This window comes from Geobacillus sp. DSP4a (genome assembly GCF_013096875.1).
GTDB classification, from domain to species: domain Bacteria; phylum Bacillota; class Bacilli; order Bacillales; family Anoxybacillaceae; genus Geobacillus; species Geobacillus thermophilus.
Genome location: NZ_SDLD01000022.1, coordinates 1 through 15,743 on the forward strand (window position 1 = coordinate 1; position 15,743 = coordinate 15,743).

The following is a 15,743-nucleotide window of genomic DNA, read 5'->3' on the forward strand; positions in this document are numbered from 1 at the left end:
TCAATACAAACCGAATCGGGAAATCTTTCATCATATCACCTACTTGATGAAGAATCGTCAACGTCGTTTTCCCTTATCGTATCAACGGTTTGCGACCATTGTAAAGATGTTTTGTCACGGATTCAGGATTTTCCTGAATCCGTGATAAAGACGCGTTCAAAGCTGCCAAGAAAACTGGATCAATCAACAAAATATTGCACTCGGGGTTCTTCACCTAATAGGTGAACATTCGAAATGGAGTCGAAGTCTCGACACGATTGGGTTTCCCAGCATTTTTGATACACTTCTGTCACGGATTCAGGATTTTAAATTACCTATTTTTACAATAAAATTTTGGTAATTTTTTAATATTTTGATTTAAGTTGTTTTTATAAAAATACTTTCTCACGTACAGGTTGTTTATTCTTGTATTGGTAAAATTCCATTCCGATCTATTTCTAAATCCACAATATCCCCAAAAAGTATCCTCAATCTTTTTCTTGTATGTAAATCCTCAAAATAAACCATCTTTGAAAAATGGTCCACACGAACTGATTTCAATTAAGCAACATTTTATCCGCGCGTTTGGCCAAAAAAAAGAAAAGGGCAGAGAAAATGGGTGAGTTAAAGGAAAAAGAGTATGTGACTATTATCGTATAGTCCCTAGCGTTTAGCAGGGCTTTTTTTCATTTTCTACATAATTAGACAATATTTTCTTATTAGTTGTGATATGGTGTAAACGTAATAGTACAAAAGAGGGGGATAAATCATGCAAAAACTAATACTGATTCCTTTGTTCATGCTCTTTTTGTTAGGAGCTTGTAATGATGTCGATACGATTCAACAAAGTGAGGACGAAAAGGCTAAAGCAAAGGCAGGAGAAAACGCAAAAAGTACAAATGAGGATAAGCAGCAAAATCAAAAGAAAAAAGAAGACATCTGGACATATTACGAAAATGCAACATGGTCTGATAATTTTAAGGGGTTAAAAACAACTATACAAAAAGTAGTTGTAAGTGACAAAGCGCCAGGTTATGACGAGGAAGGGAATGAAATCCCCACATCAGCTGTAGGAGTTAAATTCCAAATTGAAAATACGACAGAAGGAAAATTTACTACATATCCAGATCAAGCGGTGTTGGTGACAAGTACAGGTGAGCAAATTGACATGCCTGATATGATTGTATCTGATCATATTGGTGGTGAAATTGACAAAGGTGTTATTAAAGAAGGAGATGTCATTTGGTACTTGCAACGTGGAAATGCAGAAAAAATTGAATGGATTAGACTAAAATGGTCTGCACATGTTGGCGGAGAAGATGAGCTTGACGGAGAAATGAAAGAATACGAAGTTGAATTGAAGTTGAAGTAATTAAGCCTACTCGCTTTGAGTAGGCTATTGTTGTGCATAAAAAAGAAGGCGGATCGCTCCGCCTTTTTGCATGGATTGACGCACGGGACATAAGCTTCTCGGGGCCAACTGGCTCGATGCGAATGGCCTGTTCATCTCAACTGAGGGATTTACATGCATCGTTTTTCCAATTATAATGATATTTAGAATAACCGTTGCCGTTCGGATGGATGGCAGGTCAAGAGAAGGGGCGGCATCGCCGCTCCTTTTGTATTCATTGCCATGGACGGGAGGGAATGCTTTGTATTCGCGAATTGCCTTATTCGTGGGACAGTGATTTTTTGCCCGCGTTGCAAATCGCCCAATCAGAAGGAGTGCATATCACCCTTTATTATTCCGACGGCAATGATGAGATTCGCCCGCACGATGAACTGTTAGATCTTGTCGATGACAGGAAAGTAATCGATGCGGAATTTCTCCACAGCATTCGACGGGAATGAGAAGGTGATTGTTTACAATTGTTATTTCCTAAGGGCGCTTTTTTTCGATTTCAGCCGCCTGTTTGAGAAATGCCACCGCAACATTGCACCAATTTCTCTCTTCAGCTGTGAGGCCCTCAGCAATGAACTTTCCGTGTTTTCAATGGTGTTTCCCTTTGGCGAAGTGTTGCAGTTTCGCTTTTCCCTGTGGAGCTGTGCAAGCAACACTAACGGAATGACATTCAGTATGACAATCCGGTTGCTGAATGGAGTATACTGGAAGTGAACGATTTGCATCCCCATATGTTTGACTTGACCGAAAAAGCAGTTTGGAAACATCAGCCGAGCCGAGAAAAAGTGATTGAACAATGGGAAACGAGAGTGCTCATCGAAGTATCTTAGCTAGAAAGGAGCGCACCTTGGGTCTGTAAGATATCAACAAAACTGAAAAATGATGTAAGGGATTTTGTCGGAAAATATTTTTTGGACACCCCTGAGGGGCCGAAAAGTCTTGATAGATCAACATTTCTAGAGGGAGGGAGAGGAAATTGGATTTCCGTGATATCCCGCAACTCATTGCCCGAATGCTCATGGAAGTGATTCAAACGCATATACCGCACCAATGGATATACAACGTTGAACCATTCATCAACCCATACAACGGCAAGATCAGCTATGACTATTCCGGTGAAGTGAGGAAAATGAAGAAGGAAGAGTTTGCCGAGCTTGTCCGATCGTTGGGGAGAAGTAAGGGCTCGCGATTTTATTGTTCTCCGTTAGATGAGTTGTTAAACAACGTTTACATTGATCAATGGGTGCCGACGTATATGTCTAACTATGGAAAGCATTGGGTGACATACTGTGACTTGCTTAGGGAAACATTTGATCAATGGAAGTACAGCCACTTTGAGATTTATGACGAGGACGGGAATGAGGTCAATGAAGATCTCAACTTGCAACTTGATGAAATATTCGAAGATTTTTTAGAGAATACTTCGCACGAGCCATTTGTTAGAGAAATTGAAAAAACGATTCCCTAATACGATGGATGTCACCTTGAAATGTTTCGGGTGTAGATGGTTTATATGACGCTTTGGCGGCATGGAGCCGTCTTTTTTGCTGCTATAAAATGTGTTTTTCATCAGCCTTCTTGAAAAATCTCTGCGTTTTTTCTCGAGATGGTGGCGAAATATTCAACGATTTTGTAAAATTATTATGAAGGGCGATGTTGGGATGGCTGTGTTGATGTTATGGATATACGATGTTGCATTGAATTATAGTAATATATTTTGTTCGGATTGATAATAGTGACATACTATTAATCAATTGTGTTATAATAAATGTTGAAATCGCCCTCAAAAACAAAAGGGGTATCGGTGGAATCATTTCGAGCGCTCGCTCGATGGTCTTTTACAACTATTCATGGATAGGGATGGTAAACATGGGCAACAAACAAGGAAAAACGGACGTCATTTTAATCGGCGCGGGCATTATGAGCGCGACGTTGGGGACGCTCTTGAAGGAATTGGCGCCCGAGTGGGACATTGTCGTGTTTGAGCGGCTGGAGGAAGCGGGAGCGGAAAGCTCCAACGAGTGGAACAACGCCGGGACGGGGCATGCGGCGCTGTGTGAGTTGAATTATACGGTTGAGAAGGCCGATGGGTCGATCGACATCGGCAAAGCGATTAAAATCAATGAGCAGTTTTACGTCTCTTTGCAGTTTTGGGCTTATTTAGTCAACAGCGGTATTCTTCGTGACCCGAAAGATTTCGTCCGTCCGCTGCCGCATATGAGCTTTGTGCAAGGGGAAGACAATGTGGCGTTTTTGAAAAAGCGCCACGAAACGATGGCGGCCAATCCGCTGTTTAAAGGGATGGAGTTCACAGATGATCCGAAAAAGTTGGCCGAATGGGTGCCGCTCATGATGGAAGGGCGGGTGGTGGACGAGCCGATCGCGGCGACCCGCATCGAATCGGGAACGGACGTGAACTTCGGGGCGTTGACGCGTCAACTGTTTGAACATTTGAAACGGAAAAATGTCAACATTTACTACCGCCATCATGTCGAGGATATCCAACGGACAAGCGATGGCTTATGGGAGTTGAAGGTGCGGAATTTGGACACGGGCGCGGTGGAGCGCCATGCGGCCAAGTTCGTCTTCATCGGGGCCGGGGGAGGCAGCCTCCATTTGTTGCAAAAATCCGGCATTCCGGAAGGGAAGGGAATCGGCGGCTTCCCGGTGAGTGGGTTGTTTATGGTGTGCAACAATCCGGAGGTTGTGGAAAAGCACCACGCGAAAGTGTACGGCAAAGCGAAAGTCGGCGCGCCGCCAATGTCGGTGCCGCATTTGGACACGCGGTTTATCGACAATCAAAAGATGCTGCTGTTTGGGCCATTTGCCGGGTTTTCGCCGAAGTTTTTGAAAAACGGATCGATGCTCGACTTGTTCACCTCGATCAAGCCGCATAACGTCTTGACGATCTTGGCGGCGGGCGTGAAAAATATGGCCTTGACCAACTATTTGATCCAGCAAGTGCTGTTGTCGAAAGAACAGCGCATGCAAGAGCTGCGTGAATTCGTGCCGACGGCGAAAAGCGACGAATGGGACATCGTCGTCGCTGGTCAGCGCGTGCAAGTGATCAAAGACACGGAATCTGGCGGCAAAGGAACGCTGCAATTCGGCACGGAAGTCGTCCATGCGGCCGATGGCTCGATCGCGGCGTTGCTCGGCGCTTCGCCAGGGGCATCGACGGCGGTTCATGTGATGTTGGAAGTCATCGAGAAATGTTTCCCAGAGCAGATGAAACAATGGCGACCGAAAGTGAAAGAAATGATTCCGTCCTACGGTGAATCGTTGATGAAAAACGAAGCGCTGTTGCGGCAAGTGCAAGCGTCTACAGCGGAAGCGCTCGGATTGAACGGCCACTTTGCGATACAGTTGGCGTAGGCTTATAGGTTTGAGCAATGGAAAGGAAAGCCGAGAGCCCGTTGCTTAGAAGGAGCAGCTGCCTGGAAATGAAGGGCGGCTGTTTTTCTATTTCGTTTGCCGCTTGATGTCGGAATGAAAGGGGCCTTGCCCTGCGGTTTTCAGATGCACGGCGGGGCGCAATCAAGTATACTGGAAAACAAAGACGTGAATGGAATAGCAATGGATCATCGAGGCTTGTTGAGACGATCTTGCGCTGCGGCCGCTGTTATCTTCCATGGAGAAGCAGTTGAAGGGGGTGAGGCTATGACGAGATGGGTGTCCTATTCAGAAAAGCGGCAGTTCTTAACAACGTTTTTGCAGCAGCATCGTTTGAAGCATCCCGATGCCCGATTTGTGCTGCAATACTTGCTTCAGCACCCCCATTTGCTTGAGAACGTCCATTTTACGGAAACCGAGCAAAAGCAGGCGCGGTGGCTGATCATTTCGACTGCGATGGCGGAAGAGGAAGGGCTCGTCTTTTATCGGCGCGGTCAAAAAAGCACGAGTTTGGCCGCCATTATGGGCGATTTGGCGCTGCATCCGAACGAGACGCTCTATTTGACGCTCCATTTTCCAGGAAAGGCAAGGAATTTTTCGTACCTTCGGCTTATTGATCACCAAGCGTTTGAAAATGTCAGACGGCACGAGCGGCATGAGAAAATGGCGAAGGCGGCCGAGCAAGTGTTGGATGAGGCGCTGAAACGTCATGAACTGTCGGTGTTGAAAATGCAAATTGACCAGGCGCTTGACCGAAAAGATATGGCGTTGTTTCAACAGCTGACGGAACAGTTGAAAAAATACGAAGGACAAAACAGCTAAACAGGCTGCGGGCCTGCATGGGGCAAGCCCGCAGCCGGCGCTGGCCGCTGAACGCGGCAGTTGGGCATCGGGTGGGAGTGCTAGTGTTGCACCGTGCGGCAGCGTCAGGAAAGCGGGATGATGGCCTCGGCGACGTTGTAGTCGAACGAATCAAGTTCGGTCGGGCGGCCGAGTACAAGCTTGGCAAGCTCTGCGCCTAAATATGGCCCGACGGTGAGCCCGGAAGAGCCAAGGCCGTTGGCTGCGTAAAGGCCGGTAAAACCGGGAAGAGCCCCGAAGACAGGGAGAAATCCAGGCGTGCGCGGGCGAAACCCGACCCGTGTTTCCACGTAGGTGCACGCCGACAGCTCTGGCGCGACGGCGAGCGCTTTGTCCAGTATTTCGTGGATGCCGCCGGCGGTGGGGCGGACATCCATCCCCGCTTCATCTTCATGGGTCGTTCCGATGATGATTCGCCCTCTAGGGAAGGCGAGCATATACTGATTGTTCGGGGGCATGACGACCGGCCATCGGTCGGTCTCGCCTGCCAACCATTCGAGATGAACGATTTGTCCTTTTTGCGGGCTGACGGCAAACCGAACGCCCAGCGGCTCAAGCAGTTCGCCAGCCCATGCGCCGGCTGTGACGATGACCGCTTCGGCCGTGTATTTCGCTCCATTGACTTTCGCGCCGATGACGCGGGAGCCTTCAAACAGGAGTCGGGCGTTTCCGCGGATGTAGGCGGCGCCAAGCTTTTGGGCCGCGTTTGTGAGGGCGTCCCGCACCGCCCGGCCGTTCACTCGGGCGGCGCCGCTCACATATAGGGCATGATGCTCATCGCCAAGCGGCGGAAACAGCTCCTTCGCCTCATGGGGATGAAGCCGCACGGTCTCTCCCATTTCCGGCGCGTCTTCGCGCCGTTTGCGAGCGCGCTCCTCCATTTGTTTCAGTTTCTGTTCGTCCGTGTGCAGCCATAGGGCGCCGACGCGCGCATAACCGGTGTCCGTTTCCCCGAGCGCTTGCAGTTCTTCGATGAGGGAGGGGTAAAACTTCGCTCCGTTTTTGGCCAATCGGTACCATTTTTGGTTGCGGCGCTGCGACAGCCAAGGGCAGACAATCCCCGCCGCCGCACCGGTCGCCTGCCCTTTGTCGCCGCGGTCGATGATGATCACGTTTGCGCCTTCCTTGGCCAAATGGTAAGCGGTCGAGGCCCCTAAAATGCCGGCTCCGACGATGATGTACTTCATTCATGAACACCTTTTCCTTTTTTCTACTAGCATACCATAGACGGCGCCAATCGGGAACCGGTGTGGGCCGGCCCGAAAGCCGGCAGGCGTCAAAAAGGCGCCCGCGTCAAACGGTGTTCGGCATATTTTTTCCGTAAAAGATCTCATCCATTTCCCTTCTCAGCTTGGCGGTTGTTTCATTCGCTTCTTGTTCGCTCAAATCCTCTTTTGCATAGCCAAACAAGTAGTTGTCCAAGTCAAACTGTTTCAACTTGCATTTTGTGTGAAAAATATTCTCTTGGTAAATGTTTACGTCGATCATATCGTACTTTTCGCGAATGTGCTCCGGGATATAATCTTGAATCGACGTAATGTCATGGTCGATAAACAGCTTGTATCCGTGAATGTCGCGCGTAAATCCGCGCACGCGGTAGTCGATGATCATAATGTCGGCGTCAAATGAATGAATCAAATAGTCGAGCGCTTTGAGCGGCGAAATTGCCCCGCATGTGACGACATCAATATCGGCGCGGAACGTGCTGATTCCGTCATTCGGGTGGTATTCTGGGTATGTATGGACGGTGATATGGCTTTTGTCAAGGGAAAGCACCACCGCCTCCGGCAAAGGGCCGTCATCTTCGGGCACCTCGACGACCGGCCCCTCGGAAACGAGCATCGTCACGCTCGCGCCCTGCGGAACGTAATCTTGTTTGGCGATGTTTAACACATGGGCGCCGATCATGTCGGCGACACGTTTTAAAAGATTCGTCAGCCGTTCGGCATTGTACACGTCGTCAATGTATTCGATATACGCCTCCCGCTCCTTCGCCGTTTTCGTATAGCAAATATCGTACATATTGAAGCTGAGCGATTTCGTCAAGTTGTTGAACCCGTGCAGCTTGACGCGCGGTGTTTCGTTCATCGACGGGACCCATCCTTTCGTTTTTTCTTAATTTCTCCCGTTGCTGGCGAAGATAGTAATTTTTCATTCGAAATGGAAGAAAACGGAATATGGGCTTGCCCTAATGGTCTATGGCCATTTCCGGGAAGCGTCCGCTTCAGCTTGCCCGTTTCGCTTGATATTCTTGAATGACCGACCGGACAATGTGAAGGGAGTCCCACTCCTTCGCCGAAAAAAAGACGATCGGATATTTTTTCGGGAAAAGCGTTTCTTGAATTTGTTTCGGCGGCATGCCTTTTTCGTATAAATCGATGATGTTGCCTTGAAGTTCAAGCAAGTAATCGAGTTTTCGCTGCAAGGCCTCGCGCCCGTTTGGGAGATAGCCGGCATGGGCGCAGAAGACGTCGCCGAAATCGTATGTCAACGTGCGTTGCAAGGAGGCGATGATCGCCGGGATGTTTTCCTCGCGCAAGATGACTTTCGTTTTCTCTTGGCAGTACAAGTCGCACGGGGAACGAAACGTGTTGGGGCGGCTTTTTCTTTTCGATTTCGTCTTCAAAAGGTGCCTCTCTCCCCTAACCGGAAAAGCGGAAGGGGCGGCGCGTCAATACACCGTCCATCCGGCATCGGCGACGATCACAGCGCCGTTTAGAAAACTGGCGTCATCGGAAGCTAAAAACAGGGCGATGTTGGCGATTTCCTCTGGTCCCCTGCGCGAGGTTTGAGGGCGGCGTCTGCCATGGCTATTTCGAATGGAGTTGACGCCGTAATCGTGGCGCTGAATGTTTGTTCGTACTGACTCCCAGGTGCGCCCAGGTGCGATGGCGTTGCAACCTTCAAGCGTTAGCTAAGAGGGGGAAGTGGACCGGCGACGTCATAGAGGCAATGTAGTATAATGGAATGGGGTGCTTCCACCTATTATGATGAGCCACGAGGGGGACATAGCTGTGATTGTCACGACCACCAATACCATTGAAGGAAAACAAATTGAAGATTATTTGGGCATCGTAGCGGGAGAGGTCATTTTGGGCGCCAATGTCGTCCGTGATTTTCTCGCCAGCATCACCGACATCATCGGCGGGCGGAGCGGAACGTATGAAAGCAAGCTGGCCGAAGGGCGGGAGATGGCGATCAAGGAGATGGTCAATAAGGCGAAGCATCTTGGCGCTAACGCCGTCATCGGGGTGGATCTTGATTTTGAAACGCTGCGCGATGGCATGATGATGTGCATTGCGACAGGGACGGCGGTGCGGGTGAGATCGTAATGGAAAAGCAGAGGGTCTATCGGCCCCTGCTTTTTTTGCTTTGCTGGCTGCCGTTGTGGGGTGTCAGTGCATCGGCTGTTGATGCTGATGGGGTTTTGCGGCTTGAAATTGGATTGACAGAGGAAAAAAAGAGGGTTATGATTCACATATATGAACAAATGCTCATATGTTAAAGTGAGAGGGAACAATGATGAAGGCAGAAGATCATTTGTTTTTAGATGAAAGCGTCGTGGAGGAAGTGTCGAAAATCTTTAAAGCGTTGGCGGATCCGACGCGGATGAAGATGTTGTATTTGTTGTCGCAGGAAGAATGCCATGTCGGCCATATTGCGGAAGTGCTCGGCATGTCGCAGTCGGCCGTTTCTCATCAACTGGCGCTGCTTCGGGCGCTGCGGCTTGTCAAATATCGCCGTGAAGGGAAATCACTGGTGTATTCGTGCGATGACGATCATGTCATTTCGCTGCTGAGGCAGGCGATTGATCACGCACAACATCCATAAAAGGGAGAGAAGAACGATGCATCATCATGAACACGGCCATTGCGGCCACCATCACGGGCATCATCATGGCTTGGGCAGAGAGGGGAGCCAAAAAGGGCTGGCGGCCGCTCTTGTCATTACCGTCGGGATTATGGTTCTGGAGTTTGTCGGCGGGCTTGTGACGAACAGCCTTGCTCTTCTTTCGGATTCGGGGCATATGCTGAGTGATGCTGCTTCGCTTTTGTTAAGTCTGTTGGCGGTGTGGTTTGCGGCGAGGCCTGCGTCGCCGAAGAGGACATATGGATTTTACCGGTTCGAGATTTTAGCGGCGCTCGTAAACGGGGTTGCGTTGGTGGGGATTGCCGCTTGGATTATTTGGGAAGCGGTCGCGAGGTTTGTGAATCCACCTGCTGTCGCGAGCGGGCCGATGATGGCCATTGCTGTCATAGGGTTGCTGGCTAATTTGGCAAGCGCTTGGGTGTTAATGCGCAAAGGGGATGTCAAAGAGAACGTCAATGTCCGCAGCGCCTATCTTCATGTGCTTGGCGATGCGTTAGGCTCGGTCGGGGCGATCGCGGCGGGGCTTGTCATCTGGCTGTTCGATTGGTACGCGGCTGATCCGCTCATTTCCATTGCGGTGTCGGTGCTGATTTTAAAAGGGGCGTTGGCCGTGGTGAAACAGACGGTGCATATTTTAATGGAAGGAACGCCGGCGGCGATTGACCATGGGGAAGTAAAAGCGGCGCTCTCCGGCATTGATGGCGTGATCGATGTCCACGATTTGCATATTTGGACGATCACCTCGGGGCTTGATTCGTTAAGCTGCCATTTGCTCATTGAGGAAGGTTGCGATGGGCAGGCGGTTTTGCAGCGGGCGATTGATTTGATCGAGACGCGCTTTCACATTCGCCATGCGACGATTCAAATCGAAATGCCGCATATTCGCCATGGGGAGATGGAAGTATAGGGGAGGGCTGCCAAGCTTCTCCCCGTGTTTTTTAGGATCTCCAATTGTGTTGCAACGTTTCAAGGAAGATACGTACATTTTGCTTGTTTTCCATAATCGGTGCACAAATATAGGAAAACATTCGGTAAAACGGTGGATGGTTCAAGTGAACGATGGACAGATGGCCGTGCTCGATGTCGCGGGCGACGACGCTGCGCGACAGCAAGGACAGGGCGTTGCCGTTGATCAGCGTTTCTTTAATGCCTTGGTTGCTGCTGATGATCATGAGCGATTGGATTTTCAGCCCGTTCGAGCGGATGAAATGGTTGAAATATTCCCTTGTTCCCGACCCGACTTCGCGCGCCACCCACGCCTCGTTTTGCAGCTCGCTGATCGTGACTTCGCCTTTTTGCGCTAGCTCGTGCCGCTTGGAGGCGACGATGACGAGCTCGTCTTGCATAAACGGGTGGACGGACAATTCTTTTTCGTTCGTTTGCCCTTCGATCAAGCCGATGTCGACTTGATACGATTTGACGAGTTCGACAATTTCTTTCGTGTTGCCGATCATCACCTCAAGCTCCAATTCTGGATAGCGCTTTTGGAAATCGGGCAAAAGCGGGGGCAAAATATACTCTCCAATCGTAAAGCTGGCGCCGATGGTCAATTTGCCTTTCACTGAGTGATGGTGTTCCAAAATGTCTTGCTTCGTTTGTTCATAGAGCGCCATCATTTGTTTGGCGCGATCGTACAAAAGTTCACCTGTCGGCGTCATGCGCAGCCGCTTCGGGGAGCGGATGAACAGTTTCGTCTGGAACTCCTTCTCTAAATTTTTAATGTGCAAGCTGACACTTGGCTGGGATAAATGGAGAATTTCCGCCGTCTTTGTGAAATTTTTCACTTCTGCTAACGTAATGAACGTCTTCAACTCGTCGTAATACATTGGCCAACCCCTCGCATGCAGCCTGACTGTTTTGTTGTGGATCATTATTAGTGATGTTAATAGTTTTAATAATTTATATTTATTTTACTAATGTTTTGTTTTGCGGTAAAGTGTAAATATGATATTTTGGATAAAGTATACTTTGTTTATAGAGATTAATGGAATTTGGCGTCCGCCCATGATGGCGGGTTAAGCAACGCCAATCGATTCCATCTTATTTTTATATTGTGAGGTGGACACCGTTGCAGCTGCAAGTAACCAACAGTCCGTTTAGCCAGGAGCAGATTGAGCTCTTGAACCGTTTGTTGCCGACGTTGACGCCAGCGCAAAAATTTTGGCTGAGCGGGTATTTGGCCGCCGCCGAGTCGGCCGCTGCTGTGCTTGACGCCGAAGCGCCCGCACTGCTTGTCGGGGGCGGGAAACCGGTTTCGAAAGAAGTGACCGTTCTGTACGGTTCGCAGACCGGCAATGCGCAAAAACTGGCCGAAAAAGCAGGCAAGGCGCTTAAGGAGCGCGGATTCGAGGCGAAAGTGTCGTCCATGCTTGACTTTAAGCCGAATGAATTGAAGAAAGTCGAGACGCTGCTCATCGTCGTGAGCACGCATGGGGAAGGCGATCCGCCAGACAACGCGGTGTCGTTTTACGAGTTTCTCCACAGCAAACGGGCGCCGAAGCTGAATCATTTACGCTTTTCCGTCTTGGCGCTTGGCGATACGTCGTATGAACATTTTTGCCAGACGGGGAAAGATTTTGACAAGCGGCTCGAGGAGCTCGGGGGAGAGCGGTTTTATCCGCGCGTCGACTGTGACGTCGACTACGAGGAAGCGGCAGCGAAATGGCTTGACGGCGTGCTTGCCGAGCTGAGCAAGGGGATCAATGCCGAGGCCGCGCCAGTGTTGTCGGCCGCTGCGGCCGTGCCGAAAGCCGAACCGGCGGTCGTCTATTCGCGGAAAAATCCGTTCCCGGCTGAGGTGCTGGAAAACATCAACTTAAACGGCCGCGGATCGAACAAAGAAACGCGCCATCTCGAATTGTCTCTTGAAGGATCGGGGTTGAAGTATGAGCCGGGCGATGCGCTTGGCATCTTCCCGAAAAACGATCCGGAGCTTGTCGATCTCATCATTCAAGAAATGAAATGGAACCCGGAAGAAACGGTGACGATCGACAAAGACGGGGAAGTGCGGTCGCTCAAAGAAGCGCTCACGTCCCATTTTGAAATCACTGTGTTGACCAAAGCGCTGTTGCAAAAGCTTGCGCCGCTGTCGAAAAACAGCGAGCTTCAAGCGCTCGTTGCCCCAGGCAATGAGGCGAAGCTGAAAGAATACGCCAAAGGCCGCGACTTATTGGATGCGTTCCGCGACTTCGGCCCATGGGATGCGGCGCCGCAACAAGTCATCTCGATTTTGCGCAAAATGCCGCCGCGCCTGTACTCGATCGCGAGCAGCTTAGCGGCCTATCCAGATGAAGTGCACTTGACGATCGGCGCGGTCCGTTATGAGTCGCACGGCCGCCTGCGCAAAGGGGTGTGCTCGACGTTCTGCGCCGAACGCGTCCAAATCGGCGATACGTTGCCGGTCTTTGTGCAGCCGAACCCGAATTTTAAGCTGCCAAAAGACCCATCGACGCCAATCATTATGATCGGTCCAGGCACTGGGGTCGCGCCGTTCCGCGCCTTTATGCAAGAGCGCGAGGCGACAGGAGCCAACGGAAAATCGTGGCTCTTTTTCGGGGACCAACATTTTATGACCGACTTCCTGTATCAAACGGAATGGCTCGCTTGGCTGAAAAGCGGTGTGCTGACCAAAATGGACGTCGCCTTCTCGCGCGATACGGAGCGAAAAATATACGTCCAACACCGGATGCTCGAGCGAAGCAAAGAACTGTTCGGCTGGCTCGAGGATGGCGCCGTCGTCTACGTATGCGGCGACAAACAACACATGGCGCGCGACGTCCATCAGACGTTGATCGAGATTATCGAAAAAGAAGGCGGAATGAGCCGCGAACAGGCGGAAGCGTATGTCACGGAGATGCAAAAGCAAAAACGATACCAACGCGACGTCTATTAATCTCAAAAGAAGGAGTGGGATCGAAAATGGCGAAAGTCGTGTTAAAAGCGCCGGACGGACCGCCAAGCGATGTGGAGCGCATCAAGCAGGAAAGCCGTTACTTGCGCGGCACGCTCGCGGAAACGATGGAAGACCCGCTCAGCGCAGGAATTCCAGAGGATGACAACCGGTTGATGAAATTCCACGGCAGCTACTTGCAAGACGACCGCGACGTGCGCACCGAGCGGCAAAAACAAAAACTGGAGCCTGCATACCAGTTCATGGTTCGCGTCCGCACGCCGGGCGGGGTGGCGACGCCGGAACAGTGGCTTGTCATGGATGAGCTCGCCCGCAAGTATGCGAACGGCACGTTGAAGCTGACGACGCGCCAAGCGTTCCAATTGCACGGCGTCTTAAAATGGAACATGAAAAAAACGATGCAAGCCATTAACAACGCGCTGATGACGACGCTTGCGGCGTGTGGCGACGTCAACCGAAACGTCATGTGCAACCCGAATCCGTACCAGTCGGAAGTGCATGCGGAAGTATATGAGTGGGCAAAGCTGATCAGCGACCATTTGTTGCCGCGGACGCGGGCGTACTACGAAATTTGGCTGGACGACGAGAAAGTGGCGGGCACGCCGGCGGTTGACGGCGAAGAAGAGCCGATTTACGGACCGACGTATTTGCCGCGGAAGTTTAAAATCGGCATCGCCGTTCCGCCGTCGAACGACGTCGATGTGTTCTCGCAAGACATCGGGTTCATCGCCATTGTCGAAGACGGCAAGCTTGCCGGGTTTAATGTCGCCATCGGTGGCGGCATGGGGATGACCCATGGGGACAAAACGACGTATCCGCAGCTTGCCAAGGTGATCGGCTTCTGCCGGCCGGATCAAGTGGTCGAGGTGGCGGAGAAAATTATGACCGTTCAGCGTGACTACGGCAACCGCTCATCGCGCAAACACGCCCGCTTCAAATACACGATCGACCGCCTTGGCCTTGAAACGGTGAAAGAAGAAATTGAGCGCCGCCTCGGCTGGAGGCTCGGCGAAGCGCGCCCGTACCATTTCGAGCATAGCGGCGACCGCTACGGCTGGGTCGAAGGCGTCAATGGGACATGGCACTTCACGCTCTTTGTCGAAGGCGGACGCGTCAAAGACTACGACGATTACAAGCTGATGACCGGCCTGCGCGAAATCGCGAAAGTCCATACGGGCGATTTCCGGCTGACGCCAAACCAAAACTTGATCATCGCCAATGTCACGAGCGAGAAAAAGCCGGAAATCGAGGCGCTCATCGCCGAATACGGCTTGACCGACGGCCGCCGGTACACCGCCTTGCGCCGCAACGCGCTCGCCTGTGTCGCCTTGCCGACGTGCGGCTTGGCGATGGCGGAAGCGGAGCGGTACTTGCCGAAACTGCTCGATAAAATCGAGGAAATTATCGATGAAAACGGTTTGCGCGACGAAGAAATCACGATCCGCATGACGGGCTGTCCGAACGGCTGCGCCCGCCACGTGCTCGCGGAAATCGCCTTCGTCGGCAAAGCGGTCGGCAAATATAACATGTACCTTGGAGCCGCGTTCAACGGCACGCGCTTAGGCAAACTGTACCGCGAAAACATCGGCGAGGAGGAAATTTTGCGCGAACTGCGCATGCTCCTATCCCGCTATGCGAAAGAGCGGCTTGACGGTGAACACTTCGGCGACTTCGTCATCCGCGCCGGCATCGTCAAAGAAGTGACGGATGGGACGAATTTCCATGATTAAAGTGGTCAGGGTGAAATGGAAACCAGCCTCTCCTTGTTTAGGGGAGGTTGGTTTTTTGTTGCTTTCATGCAATGGCTTTGGTGTTTTGTTCATTGTAGCCGCATTCAATCAATATGAGGTTGTAATAAAGGATTTCCGATCTCCATGTCCTATCTTTATCACTTGAAAAGCTGGCACGGTGACAAAAAGAGCGAACAATGCTATGTAAAAAATTGCAACTTATATAATTCACAAAATATTTCAACTATATTATAGTAGTGTTATGAACTTGTATTTTTCAGATCATGAAAGTGCGCTGCTGTTTAGGCAGGGCGCTTTTTTTAGCGTCAAGCCATTGGTGAAGGCGATTGTCGGCGAGCAAACGGTTTGCTTACAAAAAAATGATGAAAAATATTGACAATGATAATTTTTATCAATTAAAATATGGTATGTGAAAATGATAATCCTTCTCTTTTTAGAGGTTTGGGCGGGAACATGGTTTTCAAAAGAATGGAGTGAGATGTGGTGGCCGCATGCGGACAGAATGGCTTGACTTGAAAAGAACAGCGATTGAGGAGATGCCAGCCATCTTGGTGGTGCTGGTTGCTTCTCAACACAA

At 50.5% G+C, this 15,743-nt stretch carries 14 protein-coding genes and 1 pseudogene; 10 read left to right on the top strand and 5 right to left on the bottom strand.

Features of this window, described 5'->3' with window-relative positions:
- The first annotated feature begins 748 nt into the window (after window positions 1–748).
- From ETC02_RS09265 to ETC02_RS09285, 5 genes are all read left to right on the top strand, one after another.
- Window positions 749–1,351 (top strand): hypothetical protein, encoded by a 603-nt coding sequence (locus ETC02_RS09265; protein WP_033017379.1) that lies wholly within the window; start codon window positions 749–751, stop codon window positions 1,349–1,351.
- Between the two features lie 275 nt (window positions 1,352–1,626).
- The gene (locus ETC02_RS09270) at window positions 1,627–1,830 is read left to right on the top strand and encodes a PIN domain-containing protein (RefSeq protein ID WP_196242972.1); all 204 of its coding nucleotides are present in this window, start codon (window positions 1,627–1,629) and stop codon (window positions 1,828–1,830) included.
- 527 nt (window positions 1,831–2,357) lie between these two features.
- On the top strand, window positions 2,358–2,849 hold the full coding sequence (locus ETC02_RS09275; RefSeq protein ID WP_050368580.1) for a hypothetical protein: 492 nt from the start codon (window positions 2,358–2,360) through the stop codon (window positions 2,847–2,849).
- 401 nt (window positions 2,850–3,250) lie between these two features.
- Window positions 3,251–4,756 carry a malate:quinone oxidoreductase gene (locus tag ETC02_RS09280; protein WP_050368581.1) on the top strand — a complete coding sequence of 502 codons (1,506 nt, stop codon included), beginning with the start codon at window positions 3,251–3,253 and terminating at the stop codon, window positions 4,754–4,756.
- A gap of 285 nt (window positions 4,757–5,041) precedes the next feature.
- Complete coding sequence (locus tag ETC02_RS09285) at window positions 5,042–5,596, top strand: YpiB family protein (protein WP_050368582.1); 555 nt, start codon at window positions 5,042–5,044, stop codon at window positions 5,594–5,596.
- A 104-nt stretch (window positions 5,597–5,700) separates the two neighbouring features.
- Here the strand turns inward: ETC02_RS09285 and ETC02_RS09290 are convergent, their stop codons facing one another.
- The 4 genes and pseudogenes from ETC02_RS09290 to ETC02_RS09305 form a co-directional block, all read right to left on the bottom strand.
- Window positions 5,701–6,822, bottom strand: coding sequence for an NAD(P)/FAD-dependent oxidoreductase (locus ETC02_RS09290; RefSeq protein WP_050368583.1), 1,122 nt, complete (start codon window positions 6,820–6,822; stop codon window positions 5,701–5,703).
- 106 nt (window positions 6,823–6,928) lie between these two features.
- Window positions 6,929–7,723, bottom strand: coding sequence for an adenosylmethionine decarboxylase (gene speD, locus ETC02_RS09295; RefSeq protein WP_049625234.1), 795 nt, complete (start codon window positions 7,721–7,723; stop codon window positions 6,929–6,931).
- 136 nt (window positions 7,724–7,859) lie between these two features.
- Window positions 7,860–8,207, bottom strand: a pseudogene (locus ETC02_RS09300) (MBL fold metallo-hydrolase); the annotation flags it as partial.
- Window positions 8,208–8,306: 99 nt separating this feature from the next.
- A complete protein-coding gene (locus ETC02_RS09305; protein ID WP_371810193.1) occupies window positions 8,307–8,525 on the bottom strand; it encodes an SDR family oxidoreductase in 219 nt (72 codons plus the stop codon).
- Window positions 8,526–8,649: 124 nt separating this feature from the next.
- On the opposite strand from ETC02_RS09305, the gene ETC02_RS09310 reads away from it, so the two are divergent.
- The 3 genes from ETC02_RS09310 (at window position 8,650) to ETC02_RS09320 (ending at window position 10,412) form a co-directional block, all read left to right on the top strand.
- Window positions 8,650–8,967 (top strand): YbjQ family protein, encoded by a 318-nt coding sequence (locus ETC02_RS09310; protein WP_171698224.1) that lies wholly within the window; start codon window positions 8,650–8,652, stop codon window positions 8,965–8,967.
- Between the two features lie 190 nt (window positions 8,968–9,157).
- Window positions 9,158–9,466, top strand: coding sequence for an ArsR/SmtB family transcription factor (locus ETC02_RS09315; protein ID WP_025951296.1), 309 nt, complete (start codon window positions 9,158–9,160; stop codon window positions 9,464–9,466).
- A 16-nt stretch (window positions 9,467–9,482) separates the two neighbouring features.
- The gene (locus ETC02_RS09320; RefSeq protein WP_015374587.1) at window positions 9,483–10,412 is read left to right on the top strand and encodes a cation diffusion facilitator family transporter; all 930 of its coding nucleotides are present in this window, start codon (window positions 9,483–9,485) and stop codon (window positions 10,410–10,412) included.
- Between the two features lie 31 nt (window positions 10,413–10,443).
- Here ETC02_RS09320 and ETC02_RS09325 read toward each other — a convergent pair whose 3' ends face one another.
- Entirely contained in the window at window positions 10,444–11,331 is an 888-nt protein-coding gene (locus ETC02_RS09325) for a LysR family transcriptional regulator (RefSeq protein ID WP_033005623.1), read from the bottom strand.
- 242 nt (window positions 11,332–11,573) lie between these two features.
- On the opposite strand from ETC02_RS09325, the gene ETC02_RS09330 reads away from it, so the two are divergent.
- The gene (locus ETC02_RS09330) at window positions 11,574–13,397 is read left to right on the top strand and encodes an assimilatory sulfite reductase (NADPH) flavoprotein subunit (RefSeq protein WP_015374589.1); all 1,824 of its coding nucleotides are present in this window, start codon (window positions 11,574–11,576) and stop codon (window positions 13,395–13,397) included.
- Window positions 13,398–13,423: 26 nt separating this feature from the next.
- A complete protein-coding gene (cysI, locus tag ETC02_RS09335; protein ID WP_171698225.1) occupies window positions 13,424–15,145 on the top strand; it encodes an assimilatory sulfite reductase (NADPH) hemoprotein subunit in 1,722 nt (573 codons plus the stop codon).
- The last annotated feature ends 598 nt before the right edge of the window (window positions 15,146–15,743 follow it).